This window comes from Streptomyces sp. NPDC005931 (genome assembly GCF_042871235.1).
Lineage (GTDB): Bacteria > Actinomycetota > Actinomycetes > Streptomycetales > Streptomycetaceae > Streptomyces.
Genome location: NZ_JBIAIG010000004.1, coordinates 572,813 through 592,238, shown reverse-complemented (window position 1 = coordinate 592,238; position 19,426 = coordinate 572,813). Strand labels below are relative to the sequence as shown.

Genomic DNA, 19,426 nt, shown 5'->3' with positions numbered 1-19,426 from the left:
GGGGCGGGAGCCGTCCGGCCCGCGGGCAGGGGATGCTGGCGGCGGGGTACCGAGCAGGGGAATACGCCCGGCCGGAACCGCTGCTGAGCACCTGTGGAGGTACGACGATGACGACCACGGACGACGACCGGAACCACCGCATCGAGCACGACTCCATGGGGGAGGTGAAGGTGCCGGCCCACGCCAAGTGGCGCGCCCAGACCCAGCGGGCCGTGGAGAACTTCCCGGTCTCCGGTCAGCGCCTGGAACGGGCCCACATCGAGGCGCTGGCGCGCGTCAAGGGCGCCGCGGCCAGGGTGAACGCACGGCTGGGCGTGCTGGACCGGGACGTCGCCGAGGCCATCGAGGGCGCGGCGGACGAGGTGGCGCGGGGTGACTGGGACGAGCACTTCCCCGTGGACGTCTTCCAGACCGGGTCCGGGACCTCGTCCAACATGAACGCCAACGAGGTGATCGCCACCCTGGCGAGCGAGCGTCTGGGCCGGGACGTGCACCCGAACGACCACGTCAACGCCTCCCAGTCGTCCAACGACGTCTTCCCCTCCTCGATCCACATCGCCGCCACCGCCACCGTCACCCGTGATCTGATCCCCGCGCTGGACCACCTCGCCGCCTCGCTCGAGCGCAAGGCCGTGGAGTTCGCCGACGTGGTCAAGTCCGGGCGCACCCACCTCATGGACGCGACCCCGGTGACGCTCGGCCAGGAGTTCGGCGGGTACGCGGCCCAGGTGCGGTACGGGATCGAGCGGCTGCACGCCTCCCTGCCGCGGCTGGCCGAGCTGCCGCTGGGCGGGACCGCCGTCGGCACCGGCATCAACACCCCGCCCGGGTTCTCCGCGGCCGTGATCGAGGAGGTCGCCCGGGTCACCGGGCTGCCGCTCACCGAGGCGCGCGACCACTTCGAGGCGCAGGGTGCCCGGGACGGCATCGTGGAGACCAGCGGACAGCTGCGGACGATCGCCGTCGGGCTGACGAAGATCGCCAACGATCTGCGGTGGATGTCCTCCGGGCCGCGCACCGGCCTCGCGGAGATCAGCCTGCCCGACCTCCAGCCCGGCTCCTCCATCATGCCCGGCAAGGTCAACCCGGTCGTCCCGGAGGCCGTGCTCATGGTGTGCGCGCAGGTCACCGGGAACGACGCGACCGTCGCCGCGGCCGGCGCCTCCGGCAACTTCGAGCTCAACGTGATGCTGCCGGTCATCGCGAAGAACGTGCTGGAGTCGATCCGTCTGCTGGCCAACGTCTCGCGGCTCCTCGCCGACCGCACCGTCGACGGCATCGTCGCCCATCGCGAGCGGGCCCGCGAGTACGCCGAGTCCTCGCCGTCCGTCGTCACCCCGCTGAACCGGTACATCGGTTACGAGGAGGCCGCCAAGGTCGCCAAGAAGGCACTGGCCGAGCGGAAGACGATCCGGCAGGTGGTCCTGGAGAGCGGGTACGTCGACCGGGGCGACCTCACCCTGGAGCAGCTCGACCGGGCCCTGGACGTCCTGCGGATGACGCGCCCGTGACGGACGGGCCCCGGGTGTGAACCGCGCCGGTCCCCGCACCGTCGTATGCCTGGGGCACCTAATATCTGTACATGGCAGACGGCGGAGCGGTGAGAGGCGTGGAGCGCGGGGAGACGGACGGTGCGGCGGGCCCCTGGGCGCCCGGGACCCAGGTCCTGTGGCGGTACCGGGAGAACGGCGGCGCGCGCATACACATCGCGCGCCCCGTCACGGTCGTGCGCGACGACCCGGACCTGCTCGCCGTGTGGATGGCGCCCGGCACCGAGTGCGTGAAGCCGGTGCTCGCCGACGGCACGCCCGTCCATCAGGAGCCGCTCGCCACCCGGTACACCAAGCCGCGGACGGTGCGTCGGGACCGGTGGTTCGGCAGCGGGGTGCTGAAGCTGGCGCGGCCCGGCGAACCGTGGTCGGTGTGGCTCTTCTGGGAGCCGGGGTGGCGGTTCAAGAACTGGTACGTGAACCTGGAGGAGCCACTGGCCCGCTGGTCGGGCGGGGTCGACTCCGAGGACCATTTTCTGGACATCTCCGTGCACGCCGACCGCAGTTGGCACTGGCGTGACGAGGACGAGTTCGCGCAGGCCCAGCGGGACGGGCTGGTGGGCCCCGCGCTGGCCGAGCGGGTGCGGGAGGCCGGGCGGGCCGTGGTCGAGGTGATCGGCGCCTGGGAGGCTCCGTTCTCGGACGGCTGGCAGAACTGGCGCCCGGATCCGTCCTGGGCGGTACCGTCACTGCCACAGGACTGGGACCGTACGCCCGCGCATCTGTCCTCATGAGACCCTTGATGCGCCCCCGGGCAAGAAACGTAGGATCGTCCTCCGCAAGGGCGTGGGGCGGCAACTACCGGAGCACACGCTGGGCTTGACCGATCGTCACCGAGGGGCGGCAGGACGTGAGCGAGGGGCACGAGGGCAACACCGGTACGGGCCGGGCACGGTCCGCCGGCGGCACGGGAACGACCTCCGATCACGCGGGAATCCCGTTCCCGGAGCACGTATTGCGGGTATCGGAGTTTCGGCGGGAGGAACTGCACGCGTGGCCCACAGCCCGGTCCCCGTACTCCCGTCGTCCGCCCCGAGGGCGGACCGCGCGCCGGGCTCGGCCGGCCGGGCGGGATCATGAGGGCAGGGCCGTGGCCCCGGACGGATGGACTCGACACGCGTGACGGAGCAGCCGACCTCCTTCGAACGCCCGCAGCCGGGCGCCGACCCCGTGGATCCCCACGGGGCGCTCCTGCGCACCCCGGCACCGGCCCACGTGTCCGGCACGGCGGCCGCCTTACCGGTACAGGGCCGCCCGGGCGGTGAGCCCGCCGGGTCCGGGAGCGCAGGCCCGGGGACGGCCGCCTCGGGCACCGCGTCACCGGGCACCACGTCACCGGGCACCGTCGCCCCCGGCGGCACCGGTCAGGACCCGGCGTCGGGCCCGTGCTGCGAGCACTCCCAGCCGGGTGCCGACCAGAGCGCCGAGCCCGATCCGCACCGGCCGCGGCCCGTGACCGAGGGCATCCCGGTGCAGCCCGACGCGGGCCAGGGCGCGGAGGAGCGGGGTCCCGGCGGCCTGGAGCGCCGGAGCGGTCAGGTCACGCCGCCCGGACGGCCCACGCCGATGCGGCGGGACGGGGACCGGCTGCGGTTCGTCGGCGCCGCGACCCGGCGGATCGCCCGCGGCATCGACCTGGACGAGATCGTCATGGGGCTGTGCCGGGCGACCGTGCCGACCTTCTCCGACGCGATACTGGTGTACCTGCGCGATCCGCTGCCGGTCGGCGACGAGCGGCCGACCGGGCCGCTGGTGCTGCGGCTGCGCCGCACGGACCGGATCCCGGCCGAACGCGACACCGAGGGCGGCGGATTCACGCCGGCCGCCCAGCCGGAGCCGCACGAGCTGGACTCGGTCGGCGAGGAGCTGTGCACGGTCCGGCCGGGCAGTGCCCTCGCGGAAGTGCTGCGCGGCGTACGGCCGGTGTTCACCGACGCCCCGGCCGCCCGTGCCGCGCTGCCCGAACTCCTCGGCGAGGAGGGGGAGTCGGCGGTGCCCGACGGTCAGCGCGCGATCCTGGCACCGCTGCGCGGCCGGCGCCGGGTGATCGGCGCGGCGCTGTTCCTGCGTCGCCCGGAGCGCATCCCGTTCGAGGCCGACGACCTGCTGGTGGCCGCGCAGCTCGCCACGCACAGCGCCCTGGGCATCGACAAGGCCGTGCTGTACGGCCGCGAGGCCTACATCGCCGACGAGTTGCAGCGCACCATGCTGCCGGAGAACCTGCCCCGCTGCACCGGCGTGCGGCTGGCCTCCCGGTACCTGCCGGCTGCGGAGACCGCGCGGGTCGGCGGCGACTGGTACGACGCCATCCCGCTGCCCGGCAGCCGGGTGGCGCTGGTCGTCGGTGACGTCATGGGCCACTCCATGACTCCGCCGCGATCATGGGCCAGTTGCGCACCACCGCGCAGACCCTGGCCGGGCTGGACCTGCCGCCGCAGGAGGTGCTGCACCACCTGGACGAGCAGGCGCAGCGGCTGGGTGTGGACCGCATGGCGACCTGTCTGTACGCGGTCTACGACCCGGTCGCGCACCGCATCACCATCGCCAACGCCGGACACCCGCCGCCCATCCTGCTCCAGCTGGGCGGCCGGGCCGAGGTGCTGCGGGTGCCGGCGGGCGCCCCGATCGGCGTGGGAGGGGTCGACTTCGAGGCCGTCGAGCTGGATGCGCCCGCGGGGGCGACCCTGCTGCTGTACACCGACGGGCTGGTGGAGTCGCGGCTGCGGGACGTGTGGACCGGCATCGAGCAGCTGCGCGAGAAGCTCGCCGCGACCGCGCAGCTCACCGGGCCGGACCATCCGCCGCCGCTGGAGGCGCTGTGCGACGAGGTGCTGGACATGCTCGGCCCGGGTGACCGGGACGACGACATCGCGCTGCTCGCCGCCCGCTTCGACGGGATCGCGCCGAGCGACGTGGCGTACTGGTTCCTGGAGCCGGAGGACGCCGCCCCAGGCCGGGCCCGGCGGCTGGCCCGGCGGGCGCTGTCCCGCTGGGGCATGGAGGACCTGAGCGACTCGGTGGAGCTGCTGGTCAGCGAGGTGGTGACGAATGCCGTGCGCTATGCCACCCGGCCGGTCACGCTGCGGCTGCTGCGCACCGACGTGCTGCGCTGCGAGGTCGGCGACGACGTGCCGCAGCTGCCGCGGCTTCGGCAGGCGCGCGCGACGGACGAGGGCGGGCGCGGGCTGTACCTGGTGAACCGGCTGGCCCGGCGCTGGGGTGCGACTCGGCTGAGCACGGGCAAGGTGGTGTGGTTCGAACTGAACCACGGCTGAGCACCGGCACGGTGTGAGGGGCGCCCGGTGATGCACACCGGGCGCCCCTCACACCGTGCTACGGCTCCACCGGTTCGGCGGAGTCCTCGTGCTACGGCTCCACCGGTTCGGCGGAGTCCTCCGGGATGCCGAAGGTCGGCGGGTCCGAGGGGGTGGTGTCCGCCGGCGGCTCGGTCGTCGGGGTCCCGGTGGTGGGCGGCTCGGTGGTGGGCGTCCGGGACGGGCTCGCGGTCGGTGGCGCGGTGGTGGGCGGCGGGGTCGTGGGCTCCCGGGTCGGCGTCCGGGACGGGGTCGCCGACGGCTTCGGGGGCCGGCTCGGCTCGACGGCCGCGCCCTGGTCGGTCTCCAGGTCGAACCTGCTGGTCCCGTCCAGCACGCCGAAGGTGTACGCGGCCCAGATCTTCGCCGGGAAGCCGCCACCGTCGACGCGGGGCTTGCCGGCCGCGCCGTACATCGCGACCTGCTTGTGCGGGGGCTCGTCGTCCTCGCCGAACAGGCCGACGGAGGTGACCAGGTCGGGCGTGAAGCCGGTGAACCAGGCCGACTTGTTGTCGTCGGAGGTGCCGGTCTTGCCGGCGACCTGCTGCCCGCCGCGCAGCGGGTTGTTCCGGACGGCCTCGCGGGCGGTGCCGTCGTCGACCACGCCGGTGAGCACCGAGGTCACGGTGTCGGCGGTCTCGCGGCCGATGACCTCGTCGCCGATCGCCTCGGGCATGGTGACCGAGCGGCTCATGTGCTCCGCCGACTCGATGACGGTCGGGCTGGTCTTCTTGCCGTGGTTGGCGAGGGTGGCGTAGACGCCGGCCATCTGCAGGGGGCTCGCCCCCATGGAGCCGAGGGTCTGGGCGGGCACGGCCTCGAGGTCCTCGACGGCCATGCCGAGCCGGCCCGCGGTCTCCATCACCTTCGGCATGCCGACGTCGACGCCCATCTGCGCGAAGACGGAGTTGACGGACTTGTTCATCGCCGTCTGGACGGTGATGTCGCCGTAGTTGCGGTCGTCCTCGTTCTCCGGGGCGAAGCCGACCTTCCGGCCGTTCGCCACGACCGGACGTTCGCTGGTGCCGTCGTAGAGGGTGCGGGCCGTGATGGGCCTGCCGGCCTGGGTCCTGGCCGCCTCCTCGAGGGCGGCGGCCAGGATCACCGGCTTGAAGGTGGAGGCGGGCTGGTAGTCGGTGCGGGTGGCGTTGTTGTAGTAGTGCTTGAGGTAGTCGACGCCGCCGTACATCGCCACGACCGAGCCCGTCTTCGGGTCCACCGACACGGCACCGGCCTGGACGTCCGCGTCGACCTCGCGTTCCTTCGGGTCCAACTCGTCGGTGAGCCGGGTGCGGACGGCCTTCTCCAGGGCCGCCTGCTTCTTCCTGTCGATGGTGAGCGTGACGGTCCAGCCACCGGCGTCAACCAGGGCGTCGGCCTGCTTGTCGTCCTCGGCGGTGCCGTCGGCGACGAGTTGCTGCTTCAGGGCGTCGTTGGCCGCCGTGACGATGTAGCCGGCCTGCCCCTTCAGGCCGGGGTCGCCGCGCGGTTCCTCCGGCTCGGGGAACGTCATCCCGGCCCGCTCGGACGCGTCGAGCCAGCCCTCCTCGACCATGTTGTCCAGGACGTAGTTCCAGCGCTGCTCGACCAGCCGCTTGCCCTGGTCCGAGGCGACCGCCCAGTCGTACTGGCTGGGCGCCTGGAGCAGCGCGGCGAGGTAGGCGCCCTGCTCGACGGTGAGGTCCTCGGCGTCCACGCGGTAGTAGGCGCGGGCGGCGGCCTGGATGCCGTAGGCGTTGCGGCCGTAGTAACTGGTGTTGATGTAGCCGGCGAGGATGTCGTCCTTGGACTTCTCCCGGTCCAGCTTCAGCGAGATGACCAGTTCCTTCAGCTTGCGCGTGACGGTCTGTTCCTGCGTCAGGTAGTAGTTCTTGACGTACTGCTGGGTGATCGTCGATCCGCCCTGCGCGCCCTTGCCGGAGAGGGTTTTGAACAGGCCGCGCGCGGTGCCCTTGAGGTCGACGCCGGCGTCCTTGTAGAAGGTCTTGTTCTCGGCGGCGACGAAGGCCAGCCGGACCGGCTTGGAGATCTTCGCCAGGTCGACGACCTCGCGGTTGACCTCGCCGTCGCGGGCCATGATCGTGCCGTCGCTGTACTTGTAGACGTTGCTCTGCCGTTTGGCGTCGGCGTTCCCCTCGGGGATGTCGATCACCATGTACAGCACGATGAAGGCACCCATGCCGAGGAGGCAGAGTCCGAGGAAGGTGCCGAGGATCTTCTTCCAGGTGAAGAGGCCGCGTATGCCGCTGCGGCCGGCGGCGCGCGACGAACGGCGGCCGCGGGGCGCGGTTCGGCGCCCGCCGCGCTCTCGTGCGCGTCTTTCTTCCGCTCGTCCCATGGGTCCGCTTCCGCTCCGCTTCGCTCAGGTGTGCTCGGCAGCCACACCGGTTCGCCGCTCCGGTCGGCTCCGAAAGCTAACACCGGGAGCTATGACAAAGGGCCGCCGATCCGGTCTTTACGGACGTGACAATCAGCACCCGCCCCACCGAAACCGACGTCCGGGAGGTGTGCGAGGTTGCCGCCGCGGGGTAAAGTGATATCACTTAGCTAGACAGGCGCTAGCCACGCGTCCCGCGCGGAAGGCGTCCGGAGAAGACGGGGGACCCTCCATGTCCACACACGACTCGCAGGTCACGGCCGACGTGCCGGAGATGCCGGCCCCGCGCGTGCGGGAGTTCGCGGCGCGCAGCATCGGCGGCGGCCTGGCCCTGCTGCTGGGACTGACCGGACTGCTACTGGGCGCCGGGACGATCGCCGCCGCCACGGCGGTCGCCGCCACCGGCGTCAAGGCCGTGCTGATCATCGGCGGCATCCTGGTCGCGCTCGCCTCCTTCCTGGCGATGTGCGGGCTGAACATGGTGGCTCCGGGCGAGGCCCGGGTGGTGCAGCTCTTCGGCCGCTACCGGGGCACGATCCGCCAGGACGGCCTGCGGTGGGTCAACCCCTTCACCTCGCGCACCAAGATCTCGACCCGGGTGCGCAACCACGAGACCGCCGTGCTGAAGGTCAACGACGCCTACGGCAACCCGATCGAGCTCGCCGCGGTCGTGGTGTGGCGGGTGGAGGACACCGCGCAGGCGACCTTCGAGGTGGACGACTACGTCGAGTTCGTCTCCACCCAGACCGAGGCGGCCGTGCGCCACATCGCCATCGAGTACCCCTACGACGCCCACGACGAGGACGGCCTGTCGCTGCGTGGCAACGCGGAGGAGATCACCGAGAAGCTCGCCCTCGAGCTGCACGCGCGCGTGGAGGCGGCCGGTGTGCAGATCATCGAGTCCCGCTTCACCCACCTCGCGTACGCTCCGGAGATCGCCTCGGCGATGCTCCAGCGGCAGCAGGCCGGGGCGGTCGTGGCGGCGCGGCAGCTCATCGTGGAGGGCGCCGTGGGGATGGTCGAGACGGCGCTGACCCGGATCGCCGAGCAGGACATCGTGGAACTGGACTCCGAGCGCAAGGCGGCGATGGTGTCGAATCTGATGGTGGTGCTGTGCGGGGACCGTTCCGCGCAGCCGGTCCTCAACACCGGGACCCTCTACCAGTGACGGCCCCCTCGGACCCCCCGGAGGGCACCGCCCCCCGGCGCCGGCCGCAGCAGCGCAAGCAGGTGCTGCTGCGGCTCGACCCGCTGGTGTACGAGGCCCTGGCCCGCTGGGCCAACGACGAGCTGCGCTCGGCCAACGCCCAGATCGAGTTCCTCCTGCGCCGGGCCCTGGCCGAGTCGGGCCGCCTGCCCGGTGGCGCGGGCCCGCTGCCCCGCCGCGGCCGGCCGCCGGCGCAGCCGCCCGGCGACACGCCGGGACCGCCGTGACGGAACCGTGACAATCGCCCGCCACCTGGGCGGCCGCACGCCCCGCCACGAACTGCACACTCGGCGTATACATGGGGCGTATACACCGTGTGTAGAGTCCTCGGCATGTCCATCGGTCACACCCTTCTGGGGCTCCTGGAGTCGGGTCCGCGTCATGGTTACGACCTGAAGCGGGCCTTCGACGAGAAGTTCGGTCACGACCGGCCGCTGCATTACGGCCAGGTCTACTCGACGATGTCCCGCCTGCTGAAGAACGGGCTGGTCGAGGTCGACGGCATCGAGGCCGGCGGCGGCCCCGAGCGCAAGCGGTACGCGATCACCGAGGCCGGCATCACCGACGTCGAGCGCTGGCTCGCCACGCCGGAGAAGCCGGAGCCGTACCTCCAGTCGACGCTGTACACCAAGGTCGTCCTGGCGCTGCTCACCCGCCGCGACGCCGCCGACATCCTCGACACGCAGCGCTCCGAGCACCTGCGCAGCATGCGGATCCTCACCGACCGCAAGCGCAAGGGCGATCTCGCCGACCAGCTGATCTGCGACCACGCCCTGTTCCACCTCGAGGCCGACCTGCGCTGGCTGGAACTGACCGCCGCACGCCTCGACAAGCTCCGTGAGGCGGTGACCCGATGAGCGCGATACCCGCCGGCTCGCTGCTCGCGGCCGAGGACCTGCGCAAGGCGTACGGTCCGACCACGGCGCTGGACGGCGCCGCCTTCTCCATCCACCCGGGCGAGGTCGTCGCCGTGATGGGCCCCTCCGGCTCGGGCAAGTCGACCCTGTTGCACTGCCTCGCCGGCATCGTCACGCCCGACTCCGGCTCGATCAGGTACGACGGGCGCGAGCTGACCGCGATGAACGACGCCGAGCGCAGCGCCCTGCGACGCTCGGACTTCGGGTTCGTGTTCCAGTTCGGCCAGTTGGTGCCCGAACTCACCTGTGTGGAGAACGTCGCCCTGCCGCTGCGGCTGAACGGCACGCCCCGCAAGGAGGCGGAACGGGCCGCGCTGACCTGGCTGGAGCGGCTGGAGGTGGACGACGTCCGCAAGAAGCGGCCCGGTGAGGTCTCCGGCGGCCAGGGGCAGCGGGTCGCGGTCGCCCGGGCCCTGGTCACGAACCCCCGGGTGCTCTTCGCCGACGAGCCGACCGGCGCGCTCGACTCGCTCAACGGCGAGCGCGTGATGGAGCTGCTCACCGACGCGGCCCGGTCGAGCAACGCGGCCGTCGTCCTGGTCACCCACGAAGCACGGGTGGCGGCCTACTCCGACCGCGAGATCGTCGTGCGCGACGGACGGTCCCGGGACATGGAGCGGGTCGTATGAACCTACGGCAGTGGGGCCGGGATCTGGCCATGGGCACCCGGTTCGCCTTGGCCGGCGGGCGCGAGGGGTGGGTCCGCGCGCTGCTCACCGCCGTGGGGGTGGGGCTCGGGGTGGCGCTGCTGCTGCTGACCACCGCCCTGCCGAACGCGCTGGCGGAACGGCACCGGCGCGAGGAGGCCCGCCTCGACTACACCTACGGCCAGTCGGTCCCGAAGGCCGACGACACCCTGGTCATCGCGGACATCGACACCGAGTTCCGGGACCGGGGCGTCCGCGGCCGGGTGACCGAACCGGACGGACCGCACGCCCCGCTGCCGCCGGGCCTGAAGGAGTACCCGGCCGTGGGGGACATGGTGGTCTCCCCCGCGCTGCGGGACCTGCTGGAGTCCGACGAGGGCGAGCTGCTGCGCGAACGGCTGCCGTACGACATCGTCGGCGAGATCGGCGAGCAGGGACTCATCGGCTCACAGGAACTCGCCTACTACGCGGGAGGAAGGAACCTCGCGGAACGGATCGACGGCTCGTCGGTGGCGCGCATCGACTCGTTCGGCCCGCCCGAGACGAGGCCCGAGCCGACCGATCCGGTGCTCGTGCTGCTGGTGCTGGTCGTGTTCGTGGTGCTGCTGATGCCGGTCGCCGTGTTCATCGCCGCGGCCGTGCGATTCGGCGGCGAGCGGCGCGACCGCAGGCTGGCGGCGCTGCGGCTGGTGGGCTCCGACGGAGCCGCGACCCGGCGCATCGCCGCGGGCGAGGCGCTGGCCGGGGCGCTGCTCGGGCTGGTGCTCGGCACGGTGTTCTTCCTGATCGGGCGACAAGTGGCCGCATCCTTCGAGGTGTTCGGCGTCAGTGTCTTCCCGAGCTATCTGAACCCCTCGCCGCTGCTCGCCCTGCTGGTCGCGGTGGCGGTTCCGGCGGCCGCGGTGCTGGTGACGCTGCTCGCGCTGCGCGGGGTCGTCATCGAACCGCTGGGTGTGGTGCGTACGGCGCGGCCGTCGCGGCGCCGGCTGTGGTGGCGGCTGCTGCTGCCGCTGGCCGGGGTGGCGCTGCTCGTCCCGATGCTCGGCCAGGGCCGCGACGCCGGGGACTTCAACCAGTACCTCGTCGTCGGCGGCGTGATGCTGCTGCTGGTCGGGGTGACCGCGCTGCTGCCGTGGATCGTGGAGACGGTCGTCGCCCGGCTCGGCTCCGGCAGCGTGTCCTGGCAACTGGCGGTACGGAGGCTCCAGTTGAGTAGCGGCGCGGCGGCGCGCATGGTCAACGGCATCGCGGTGGCGGTGGCCGGGGCGATCGCGCTCCAGATGCTGTTCGTCGGCGTCGAGGGCGACTACACCGAGGAGACCGGTTACGACGTGTCACGGGCGCAGATGCAGGTCCAACTGCCGGAGGGCGTCGGACTCGCGGCGGCCGTCGGCAGGTTCGAGGACACCCGGGGGGTACGGAAGGTCCACGCGCTGTCCGAGGGCTACTTCGGCGACCTGCCCTGGTCGAAGGGCCCGGGGCGCACCGCCGCGCTGACCGTGGCCGACTGCGCGACCCTGCGGGAGGTGGCGAAGCTGCCGTCCTGCCGGGACGGTGACGCCTTCTCGCTCTCCGGCGGCGAGTACGACACCGACACGGCGGTGCTGGACAGGCCCGGCCGGAAGCTGTACCTCGAGCTGTCCTCCGACTCCGGCAAGCGGGAGGACGTCGTGTGGACCGTCCCCGAGGGACTGAAGCGGGCCACCTCGGTTCCGGACCCCACCGGATACAAGCGCGGCGGCTTCCTGATGACGCCGGGGGCGGTGCCGCCGGACATCGCGAGGGCGATCAACGGTCAGCTGTACCTGGCGGTGGACAACTCGGTGCCGGACGCCCGCGAGTACCTGCGCAACACGGCCGCCGCCCTCGACCAGACGGCCCGTCCCACGACCTGGTACGCCACCGAGCGCTCCGACCGCTTCGACTCCATCCGCACCGGTCTGCTCGTCGGCGCCTCCTGTGTCCTGGCGCTGATCGGCGCGAGTCTGCTGGTCTCCCAGCTGGAGCAGTTGCGCGAACGCCGCAAGCTGCTGTCGGCCCTGGTCGCCTTCGGCACCCGGCGGCGCACGCTGAGCCTGTCGGTCCTGTGGCAGACGGCGATCCCGATCGGCCTGGGCCTGCTGCTGGCCTCGGTGGTCGGCATGACCCTGGGCGGGGTGCTCCTGCGGATGACCTCGACCCCGGTACGGGTGGACTGGCCGAGCGTCCTCCAGATGACCGGCATCGGCGCGGCGGTCGTCCTGGTGGTGACCCTGCTGAGCCTGCCTCCGCTGCTGCGCATGATGCGCCCGGACGGATTGCGCACGGAGTAGCGGGACGCGGGAGGCGGGCCCGCGGCGCGGCAAGCCCGCCGGCACGCAATCCCGGGGCGGGGAAACCCGCCGGCCCGGAAACCCGGGGCGGGGAAACCCGCCGGCCCGGAAACCCGGGGCAGGGAAACCCTCCGGCCCGGAAACCCGGGGCAGGGAAACCCTCCGGCCCGGAAACCCGGGGCAGGGAAACCCGCCGGCGCGGAAAGGCAGGGCCCCCGCCCGGAGACCTGCCGCCCGGGAAGCCGCGCGCCGGGACCAGCAGCGGTCCCCGCGCGGGAACCGCCGACCCGGTGAACAACGGCGGGCTGACTCACCCGAGTCGCCCGGCGGGAAGCCTCCCCGCGGGAGACGACACGCCGGGCCACCGGCACGGCACGCCCCCGGTCCCTGCTCCGGCCTCGGCCCCGGTCCGCGGAGCGACAAAGGCCCGCCCTCACCCGACGGCGACGAACGGCACAGCGGCGCACCGCCTCCGCCGCGAGCCGGGCACCGGGGCGGACCGCCACCCGCCCGCGGGACGCGGACCAGCACCGGAAAGCCACCCCGGTGCCCGGGGACGGTCCTCAGCCGCACCCCGGTACCCGGGGGACGGTCCTCAGCCCTCCACCACGCGGACCGGCAGGTCCCGCATCGCCTCCCGGAGGGCCGCGGCCAGTTCCTCGTACTCCGCCGCGCGGGCCGTGCCCGTGCGCATGGCGAGGGCGATGCGGCGGCTGGGGGCCGGGTCGGCGAAGCAGCCGGTGAGGAGCCGTCTGGAACGGGTGGTCTCGACGTCGACGGCGGTGCGCGGCAGCAGGGTCACCCCGAGACCGCCCGCCACCAGCTGGACCAGCGTGGACAGTCCCGCCGCCGTGGTGGTGGCCGGGACGTCCGCGCGGCCGGCCTCGCGGCAGATGTCGAGCGCCTGGTCGCGCAGGCAGTGCCCCTCGTCCAGCAGCAGCAGGTTCAGCTCGCGCAGCGCCTCGCGAGGGATCCCCTCCCGACCGCCGAGCCAGTGGTCCAGCGGCGTGACGAGCACGAAGTCCTCGTCGAACAGGGGGAGTTCGACCACCCCGGGGACGCCGAGCGGCACCGCGAGCAGCAGCAGGTCGAGGCGACCGCCGGCCAGGCCGTCCAGCAGGTTGGCGGTCTGCTCCTCGTGCACCTGGAGGTCGAGGTGCGGATAGCGCTCGTGGACCAGCCGCAGCACCGTCGGCAGGAGGTACGGCGCGACCGTCGGGATCACCCCTAGGCGCAGCACCCCGGTGAACGGTGCCCGCAGCGCGTCCGCCTCCTCCATCAGCGTGCCGACCTCCTCCAGTACCGCCTTGGCCCGGACGGAGAGCCGCTCACCGGCGGGCGAGAGCAGCACCTTGCGCGTCGTACGCTCCAGGAGGGTCACTCCGAGTGTCTCCTCCAGCGCCGACACGGCCCCCGACAGCGCGGGCTGGCTCATCCCGATCGCCGCGGCGGCGTCCCGGAAGTGCAGATGCTCGGCCACGGCGGCGAACGCCCGCAGCTGCGCCAGGCTGGGCTGCCTGCGCCTGTTACCCACAGTCACTAATAGCTACCTCCGATCAACATGACCAAGTGTAGCTATTTCACTAATCAATGGGCCCTGTGCCAACATCAAGAACGTCCAACCCATGGGTAACCCCCACACAATGGGTGTTTCTTCGCTGCAAGGAGAGCGCGTGCTCACTGTCGGTGACAAGTTCCCCGAGTTCGAACTGACCGCCTGCGTCTCGCTGGAGAAGGGCAAGGAGTTCGAGACGATCAACCACAAGACCTACGAGGGCAAGTGGAAGATCGTTTTCGCGTGGCCCAAGGACTTCACCTTCGTGTGCCCGACCGAGATCGCGGCCTTCGGCAAGCTGAACGACGAGTTCGCCGACCGCGACGCCCAGGTCCTCGGCTTCTCCGGTGACTCCGAGTTCGTCCACCACGCCTGGCGCAAGGACCACGACGACCTGCGCGACCTGCCGTTCCCGATGCTGGCCGACTCCAAGCACGAGCTGATGCGTGCCCTCGGCATCGAGGGCGAGGACGGCTTCGCCAAGCGCGCGGTGTTCATCGTCGACCAGAACAACGAGATCCAGTTCACGATGGTGACCGCCGGCTCCGTGGGCCGTAACCCCAAGGAGGTCCTGCGGGTCCTGGACGCCCTCCAGACCGACGAACTCTGCCCGTGCAACTGGACCAAGGGCGACGAGACCCTGGACCCGGTCGCGCTGCTGGCCGGGGAGTGACCTGACATGTCGCTCGACTCCCTGAAGTCCCGCATACCGGACTACGCCAAGGACTTGAAGCTGAACCTCGGTTCGGTCATCGGCAACTCCGACCTGCCGGCCCAGCAGCTGTGGGGCACGGTCCTGTCGACGGCCATCGCCTCGCGCTCGGCCATCGTGCTGCGCGAGCTGGAGCCGGAGGCGAAGGCGAACCTGTCACCGGAGGCGTACACGGCGGCGAAGGCCGCGGCCGCGGTGATGGCGATGAACAACGTCTTCTACCGCACGCGCCACCTGTTGTCGGACCACGAGTACGGCAATCTGCGCGCCGGTCTGCGGATGAACGTCATCGGCAACCCGGGCGTCGACAAGGTCGACTTCGAGTTCTGGTCCTTCGCGGTCTCGGCGATCAACGGCTGCGGCCTGTGCCTCGACTCCCACGAGCAGGTGCTGCGCAAGGCCGGCGTGGAGCGAGAGGTCGTGCAGGAGGCGTTCAAGATCGCCTCGGTGATCCAGGCGGTCGCCGCGACGCTCGACGCGGAGGCTGCCCTCGCGGAGTGACTCCGCGCCCCGCGAAGCCCCGGGCCCGTCCACCCACGAGGTGGACGGGCCCGGTGTCGTGTCCGGCGACCGCTCGCCGCCCTACGTCTTCGGGGTCTGCTCGGGTCCCGCGTCCGGTGGCGGCGGTGCCGCCTCGGGCACCGCGGGGGCCGGTGCCGGGGCGGAGGACACCGCCGTGGCTCCCCGGGGCTTCGGGGCGGTGCGTACCGACGCCTCCTGGGAGTAGGCGCGCAGATAGCCCGCGACCGTGTTGGTGACCGCGACCAGCGGTACGGCGACCACCGCACCCCCGATGCCGGCCACCATGCCGCCCGTGGCGACCGCCAGGACGACGGCGAGCGGGTGCACCCGGACCGCGCGGCCCAGGATGAACGGCTGGAGGATGTGGCCCTCGATCTGCTGCACCGCCAGCACCACCGCCAGCGTCATGACGCCCGTGAACACGCCCTGGGTGACCAGCGCGACGACCACCGCCAGGGCCCCCGACACCACCGCGCCGACGAGCGGGATGAACGAGAACAGGAAGATGAACACGGCGAGCGGAACCGCCATCGGCACGTCCAGGAAGTAGATGCCCAGGCCGATGAAGATCGCGTCGATCAGGGCCACGATCACCGTGCCGCGCACGTACGCCGTCAGCGTGCGCCACGCGGCGGGGCCCGCACCGGCGACACCCGGACGGGCCGCGGCCGGGACGAGCCTCAGCGACCACTCCCAGATGCGCTTGCCGTCGTAGAGCAGGAACAGGGTCGAGAACACGGCCAGCAGGATCCCGGTGAGCGCCTCGACGACGACCGTCACGCCCTCCAGGCCCGCGGAGGTGATCTGCTCGGTGTTCGCGCCGACCGCCTCGCGCAGGTTCTTGGCGATCTCGTTGATCTGCTTGTCGGTGACGTGGAAGGGGCTGTTGAGCAGCCACTTGCGCAACTCGTCGATGCCGTCCTGGATCTGGTCGGAGAGGTTGTCGATGTTCTCCATGACCTGCCAGGTCACGAACCAGCCGATGAGACCGATGACGACGAAGCCGAACAGCGCCGTCAGCGCCGTGGCCGGGCCCCGCGGCACGCCGATCCGCCGCAGCCGCGCCACCGTCGGCTGGAGCAGCGCCGTGATCAGCAGCGCGGAGACGAATGCCAGGACCACCAACTGGACCGCGCTGATGACCCGCATGAGGACCCAGACCGTGCCCGCGAGCACCAGCAGCCGCCAGCCGGCCTCGGCCGCCACCCGCACCCCCCACGGCACGGCCTGCGCCGGGTCGGGCCGGGGCGGGACGACCGCGGCGTCATCGGGCGGCGGGAACACGAGGTCGGCGGGTGCGGCCCGTCCGTCGGACGGCTCGCCCTCCCGGTTCTCCCGCTCCACCTCGGCACGGCGCTCGTCCAGCCGTCTGCTCACCTCGGTCAGCCGGGTCCCGACCCGGCCGAGCCACCCTGGCACTCGCGACATGATCCGTCCTCTTCCCCCGTATCTCCCCACCACTCCCCCCTGGAGTCGTCGCTCAGACCGTACATGGCGAAAGCCCCGCACCGTAGGACGGTGCGGGGCTGCGCCGAGGTCGAGCGGGAGGGGGCGGCCCGGTGGGCCACCGGCGCTCCGGTGTTCCTAGTACCAGCGGTTGGCCTGCCAGAACGTCCACGCCTCGCAGGGGCTGCCGTAGCGCTCGTTCATGTAGTTCAGGCCCCACTTGATCTGCGTGGCCGGGTTGGTCTGCCAGTCGGACCCGACGGACGAGTACTTGGAGGCCGGCAGTGCCTGGAAGAGACCGTAGGCCCCGGAGGAGGGGTTGACGGCCTTGTAGTTCCAGCTGGACTCGTGGTCCACGATGTTGCTGAAGCACTGCCACTGGCCGGAAGGGACCATCTGCCGTGCCATCGCCTGGATCTCGGCGATGGAGTAGGAGGACTTGACCGCGAAGTCGGAGGCTTCCCGGACGCTGCTCCGGCTGGCGGCGGCGGCCTTGGCCTCCGCGCGCTCCTTCGCTTCCTTCTCCGCCTTCTCGGCGGCCGCCTTCTTGGCGATGGCCGTTTCGGCGGCTGCCTTGCGGGCGGCCTCCTCCGCGTCCTTCTTGGCGCTCGCGTCCGCCGCGATGGCCATCGTTTCGGCCTGCTGCGTCAGGGACGCGGTCTGCACCTGGGCCTGCTGGCCCGCGGGGATGTCCGCGAGCAGCGTGGTGCCGCTTGCCGTCGCTTCGGCGTCGTTGTTCTGCGCGGTGCTGCCCGAGGCAACGCCGACGACGCTTCCGACAGCGGTGACCGCCGTGGCCGAGGCCACTGCGAATCCCCGGACCGAGATCCGGCTCACACGGTTTCCTTCCAGCATCGCCCGCTTCGGTGACCCTTGCGGACGCAATCGTGCCCCTGACACTGGCCTCCCCAACTGCGGGTCACGGGAGGCGCGGGCCCGGTGGGCAACTCCCTCGACGGGAGCGCCGCGTGATGCTCGGGCGGCATACGACGACGCTATGCAGTTGGCCTGGTGCTTTCGGGTCGCCGTACCGCTGGGGGTACAGCTGTGTCGTATGCGGGGCCTGACAGGAGTGAGACTCTGCCGTAATCCGACGCCGCAAGGCAATTCTGCGTTGCGTGTGAAAGCTCACACCTCGTTCGCCCCAGGGGTTTCCCGGAAAGCGGCACGCGCGCAGGCGCCGCCCGGCTAGGCTCTACGCCTTTCCCGGACGGCGCCAACTACCAAGTAACCGCCTTGTTTCGGTGCGGGTGGGTCAGACCTGACCGTCTTCGAGCATTTCGGTCACAAGGGCCGCGATCTGGGACCTCTCGGACCGGTTCAGGGTGACGTGCGCGAAGAGCGGATGCCCCTTCAGTTTCTCGACGACGGCGACGACACCGTCATATCGACCGACCCTCAGATTGTCCCGCTGGGCGACATCGTGGGTGAGCACGACCCGCGAATTGGCCCCGATCCGGGACAGAACGGTCAGCAGTACGTTCCGTTCCAGCGACTGTGCCTCGTCCACGATCACGAACGCGTCGTGCAGCGAGCGGCCCCGGATGTGCGTGAGCGGCAGGACCTCGAGCATGCCGCGCGCGGTGACCTCCTCGATGACCTCACGGCTGGTGACCGCCGACAGCGTGTCGAAGACGGCCTGCGCCCAGGGGCTCATCTTCTCGGCCTCGCTGCCCGGCAGGTAGCCGAGCTCCTGCCCGCCCACCGCGTACAGCGGGCGGAAGACCATGACCTTCTGGTGCTGTCGGCGCTCCAGTACGGCCTCCAGGCCCGCGCACAGCGCCAGCGCCGACTTGCCGGTGCCGGCTCGGCCGCCCATGGACACGATCCCGACGTCCGGATCGAGCAGCAGGTCCAGCGCGATGCGCTGCTCGGCACTGCGGCCCTTGATGCCGAACGCCTCCCGGTCGCCGCGCACCAGCCGGACGTTGCCGTCGGCCGTGACCCGGCCGAGCGCCTTGCCGCGCTCGGACTGGATGGTCAGTCCCGTGTGCACGGGCAGGTCCGCGGCCTCGGGCACGTACACGTGCCCCTCCTCGAAGAGGATGTCCACCTGCTCCCCGGGCAGGGTCAGTTCGGACATTCCGGTCCAGCCGGAGGCGTCCGTGATGGCGAGCTCCGCGCGGTACTCCTCGGCGAGGAGACCCACGGAGGACGCCTTGATCCTGAGCGGGAGGTCCTTCGACACGACGGTGACGTCGAACCCCTCCGCCTGGAGGTTGCGGGCGACCGCGAGGATGCGGGAGTCGTTGTCCCCCAGGCGGTAGCCGCTGGGCAGCACGCTGGGGTCCGAGTGGTTGAGCTCGACACGCACGGTGCCGCCGAGGTCCCCGATCGGGATGGGGGCGTCGAGACGGCCGTGCCGCACCCGGTAGTCGTCGAGCAGGCGCAGGGCCTGCCGGGCGAAGTAGCCGAGTTCGGGATGGTGCCGCTTGGCCTCCAGTTCCGTCACCACGACGACGGGAAGCACGACCTCGTGCTCGTCGAAGCGGCTCAGGGCGTGCGGGTCGGCCAGCAGAACGCTGGTGTCGAGGACATAGGTGCGCCGGTCTGGCTTGTGGCGCTTTGCGCTGGTCACCACGGAAGGACGTACCCCCTCGGATGAGGTCGGGGAGCGACGGAGTGGATGCTGGGCCGGGCGGGCGAGAACAACGCGGCCGGTCGACGGCCCCCCTGCACAGGGGGCCGGGAACCGGCCCTCCGCTGCGTCTTCCGTGCCGTGACCGCACGGTCGGGCTGGTGCAAAGGGCCTCCCGGGCGGACGGCCCCGGGCCGTCCGCTGAGATCCGACACCCGTGGTTCGGGTGTCGACCTGTCTGGCTTATGCCCTCGAAAGAGCGCCGCCATGCCACGGCACAGGACGGCGC

The 19,426-nt window shown here is 71.7% G+C and carries 14 protein-coding genes and 1 pseudogene; 10 read left to right on the top strand and 5 right to left on the bottom strand.

Going from position 1 to position 19,426, the window contains the following annotated elements; all coding sequences use genetic code 11:
* The first annotated feature begins 107 nt into the window (after positions 1 to 107).
* The 3 genes and pseudogenes from ACFYOV_RS13775 to ACFYOV_RS13765 all read left to right on the top strand — a co-directional run bounded on the left by ACFYOV_RS13775 (position 108) and on the right by ACFYOV_RS13765 (position 4,825).
* Positions 108 to 1,511 carry a class II fumarate hydratase gene (locus ACFYOV_RS13775; RefSeq protein ID WP_389086805.1) on the top strand — a complete coding sequence of 468 codons (1,404 nt, stop codon included), beginning with the start codon at positions 108 to 110 and terminating at the stop codon, positions 1,509 to 1,511.
* 71 nt (positions 1,512 to 1,582) lie between these two features.
* Positions 1,583 to 2,284 (top strand): DUF402 domain-containing protein, encoded by a 702-nt coding sequence (locus ACFYOV_RS13770; protein ID WP_389086801.1) that lies wholly within the window; start codon positions 1,583 to 1,585, stop codon positions 2,282 to 2,284.
* A 370-nt stretch (positions 2,285 to 2,654) separates the two neighbouring features.
* Positions 2,655 to 4,825 (top strand): annotated as a pseudogene (locus ACFYOV_RS13765) (SpoIIE family protein phosphatase).
* Between the two features lie 91 nt (positions 4,826 to 4,916).
* On the opposite strand, the gene ACFYOV_RS13760 reads toward ACFYOV_RS13765, so the two are convergent.
* Positions 4,917 to 7,202: a transglycosylase domain-containing protein gene (locus ACFYOV_RS13760; RefSeq protein ID WP_389086799.1), complete on the bottom strand. Its 2,286-nt coding sequence runs from the start codon at positions 7,200 to 7,202 to the stop codon at positions 4,917 to 4,919.
* 271 nt (positions 7,203 to 7,473) lie between these two features.
* Between ACFYOV_RS13760 and ACFYOV_RS13755 the strand changes: the two genes are divergently transcribed.
* The 5 genes from ACFYOV_RS13755 to ACFYOV_RS13735 all read left to right on the top strand — a co-directional run bounded on the left by ACFYOV_RS13755 (position 7,474) and on the right by ACFYOV_RS13735 (position 12,324).
* Positions 7,474 to 8,409 (top strand): SPFH domain-containing protein, encoded by a 936-nt coding sequence (locus ACFYOV_RS13755; RefSeq protein ID WP_389086796.1) that lies wholly within the window; start codon positions 7,474 to 7,476, stop codon positions 8,407 to 8,409.
* The gene (locus ACFYOV_RS13750; protein WP_389086793.1) at positions 8,406 to 8,675 is read left to right on the top strand and encodes a hypothetical protein; all 270 of its coding nucleotides are present in this window, start codon (positions 8,406 to 8,408) and stop codon (positions 8,673 to 8,675) included. Before ACFYOV_RS13755 ends, ACFYOV_RS13750 begins: the two co-directional genes overlap by 4 nt.
* A gap of 105 nt (positions 8,676 to 8,780) precedes the next feature.
* The gene (locus ACFYOV_RS13745) at positions 8,781 to 9,305 is read left to right on the top strand and encodes a PadR family transcriptional regulator (RefSeq protein ID WP_389086791.1); all 525 of its coding nucleotides are present in this window, start codon (positions 8,781 to 8,783) and stop codon (positions 9,303 to 9,305) included.
* Positions 9,302 to 9,994: an ABC transporter ATP-binding protein gene (locus ACFYOV_RS13740; RefSeq protein WP_389086788.1), complete on the top strand. Its 693-nt coding sequence runs from the start codon at positions 9,302 to 9,304 to the stop codon at positions 9,992 to 9,994. The genes ACFYOV_RS13745 and ACFYOV_RS13740 overlap by 4 nt, the downstream gene beginning before the upstream one ends.
* On the top strand, positions 9,991 to 12,324 hold the full coding sequence (locus ACFYOV_RS13735; protein WP_389086786.1) for an ABC transporter permease: 2,334 nt from the start codon (positions 9,991 to 9,993) through the stop codon (positions 12,322 to 12,324). The genes ACFYOV_RS13740 and ACFYOV_RS13735 overlap by 4 nt, the downstream gene beginning before the upstream one ends.
* A 595-nt stretch (positions 12,325 to 12,919) precedes the next feature.
* Here the strand turns inward: ACFYOV_RS13735 and ACFYOV_RS13730 are convergent.
* Positions 12,920 to 13,864, bottom strand: coding sequence for a LysR substrate-binding domain-containing protein (locus tag ACFYOV_RS13730; RefSeq protein WP_389086783.1), 945 nt, complete (start codon positions 13,862 to 13,864; stop codon positions 12,920 to 12,922).
* 133 nt (positions 13,865 to 13,997) lie between these two features.
* Between ACFYOV_RS13730 and ACFYOV_RS13725 the strand changes: the two genes are divergently transcribed.
* Both ACFYOV_RS13725 and ACFYOV_RS13720 read left to right on the top strand, forming a co-directional pair.
* A complete protein-coding gene (locus tag ACFYOV_RS13725; protein ID WP_389086780.1) occupies positions 13,998 to 14,552 on the top strand; it encodes a peroxiredoxin in 555 nt (184 codons plus the stop codon).
* A gap of 6 nt (positions 14,553 to 14,558) precedes the next feature.
* Positions 14,559 to 15,092 carry an alkyl hydroperoxide reductase gene (locus tag ACFYOV_RS13720; RefSeq protein WP_389086778.1) on the top strand — a complete coding sequence of 178 codons (534 nt, stop codon included), beginning with the start codon at positions 14,559 to 14,561 and terminating at the stop codon, positions 15,090 to 15,092.
* Positions 15,093 to 15,173: 81 nt separating this feature from the next.
* Here ACFYOV_RS13720 and ACFYOV_RS13715 read toward each other — a convergent pair whose 3' ends face one another.
* The 3 genes from ACFYOV_RS13715 to ACFYOV_RS13705 all read right to left on the bottom strand — a co-directional run bounded on the left by ACFYOV_RS13715 (position 15,174) and on the right by ACFYOV_RS13705 (position 19,140).
* The gene (locus ACFYOV_RS13715) at positions 15,174 to 16,541 is read right to left on the bottom strand and encodes an AI-2E family transporter (protein WP_389086775.1); all 1,368 of its coding nucleotides are present in this window, start codon (positions 16,539 to 16,541) and stop codon (positions 15,174 to 15,176) included.
* Between the two features lie 156 nt (positions 16,542 to 16,697).
* Positions 16,698 to 17,396: a transglycosylase SLT domain-containing protein gene (locus ACFYOV_RS13710; protein WP_389086773.1), complete on the bottom strand. Its 699-nt coding sequence runs from the start codon at positions 17,394 to 17,396 to the stop codon at positions 16,698 to 16,700.
* A 418-nt stretch (positions 17,397 to 17,814) separates the two neighbouring features.
* Positions 17,815 to 19,140: a PhoH family protein gene (locus tag ACFYOV_RS13705; protein ID WP_389086771.1), complete on the bottom strand. Its 1,326-nt coding sequence runs from the start codon at positions 19,138 to 19,140 to the stop codon at positions 17,815 to 17,817.
* Between the last annotated feature and the right edge of the window lie 286 nt (positions 19,141 to 19,426).

Excerpts from the sequence above, each read along its gene's own strand:
- ACFYOV_RS13720 (WP_389086778.1), top strand. The coding sequence starts at position 14,559 with ATGTCGCTCGACTCCCTGAAGTCCCGCATACCGGACTACGCCAAGGAC.
- ACFYOV_RS13770 (WP_389086801.1), top strand. The coding sequence starts at position 1,583 with ATGGCAGACGGCGGAGCGGTGAGAGGCGTGGAGCGCGGGGAGACGGAC.
- ACFYOV_RS13735 (WP_389086786.1), top strand. The coding sequence starts at position 9,991 with ATGAACCTACGGCAGTGGGGCCGGGATCTGGCCATGGGCACCCGGTTC.
- ACFYOV_RS13755 (WP_389086796.1), top strand. The coding sequence starts at position 7,474 with ATGTCCACACACGACTCGCAGGTCACGGCCGACGTGCCGGAGATGCCG.
- ACFYOV_RS13775 (WP_389086805.1), top strand. The coding sequence starts at position 108 with ATGACGACCACGGACGACGACCGGAACCACCGCATCGAGCACGACTCC.
- ACFYOV_RS13740 (WP_389086788.1), top strand. The coding sequence starts at position 9,302 with ATGAGCGCGATACCCGCCGGCTCGCTGCTCGCGGCCGAGGACCTGCGC.
- ACFYOV_RS13715 (WP_389086775.1), bottom strand. The coding sequence starts at position 16,541 with ATGTCGCGAGTGCCAGGGTGGCTCGGCCGGGTCGGGACCCGGCTGACC.
- ACFYOV_RS13745 (WP_389086791.1), top strand. The coding sequence starts at position 8,781 with ATGTCCATCGGTCACACCCTTCTGGGGCTCCTGGAGTCGGGTCCGCGT.
- ACFYOV_RS13760 (WP_389086799.1), bottom strand. The coding sequence starts at position 7,202 with ATGGGACGAGCGGAAGAAAGACGCGCACGAGAGCGCGGCGGGCGCCGA.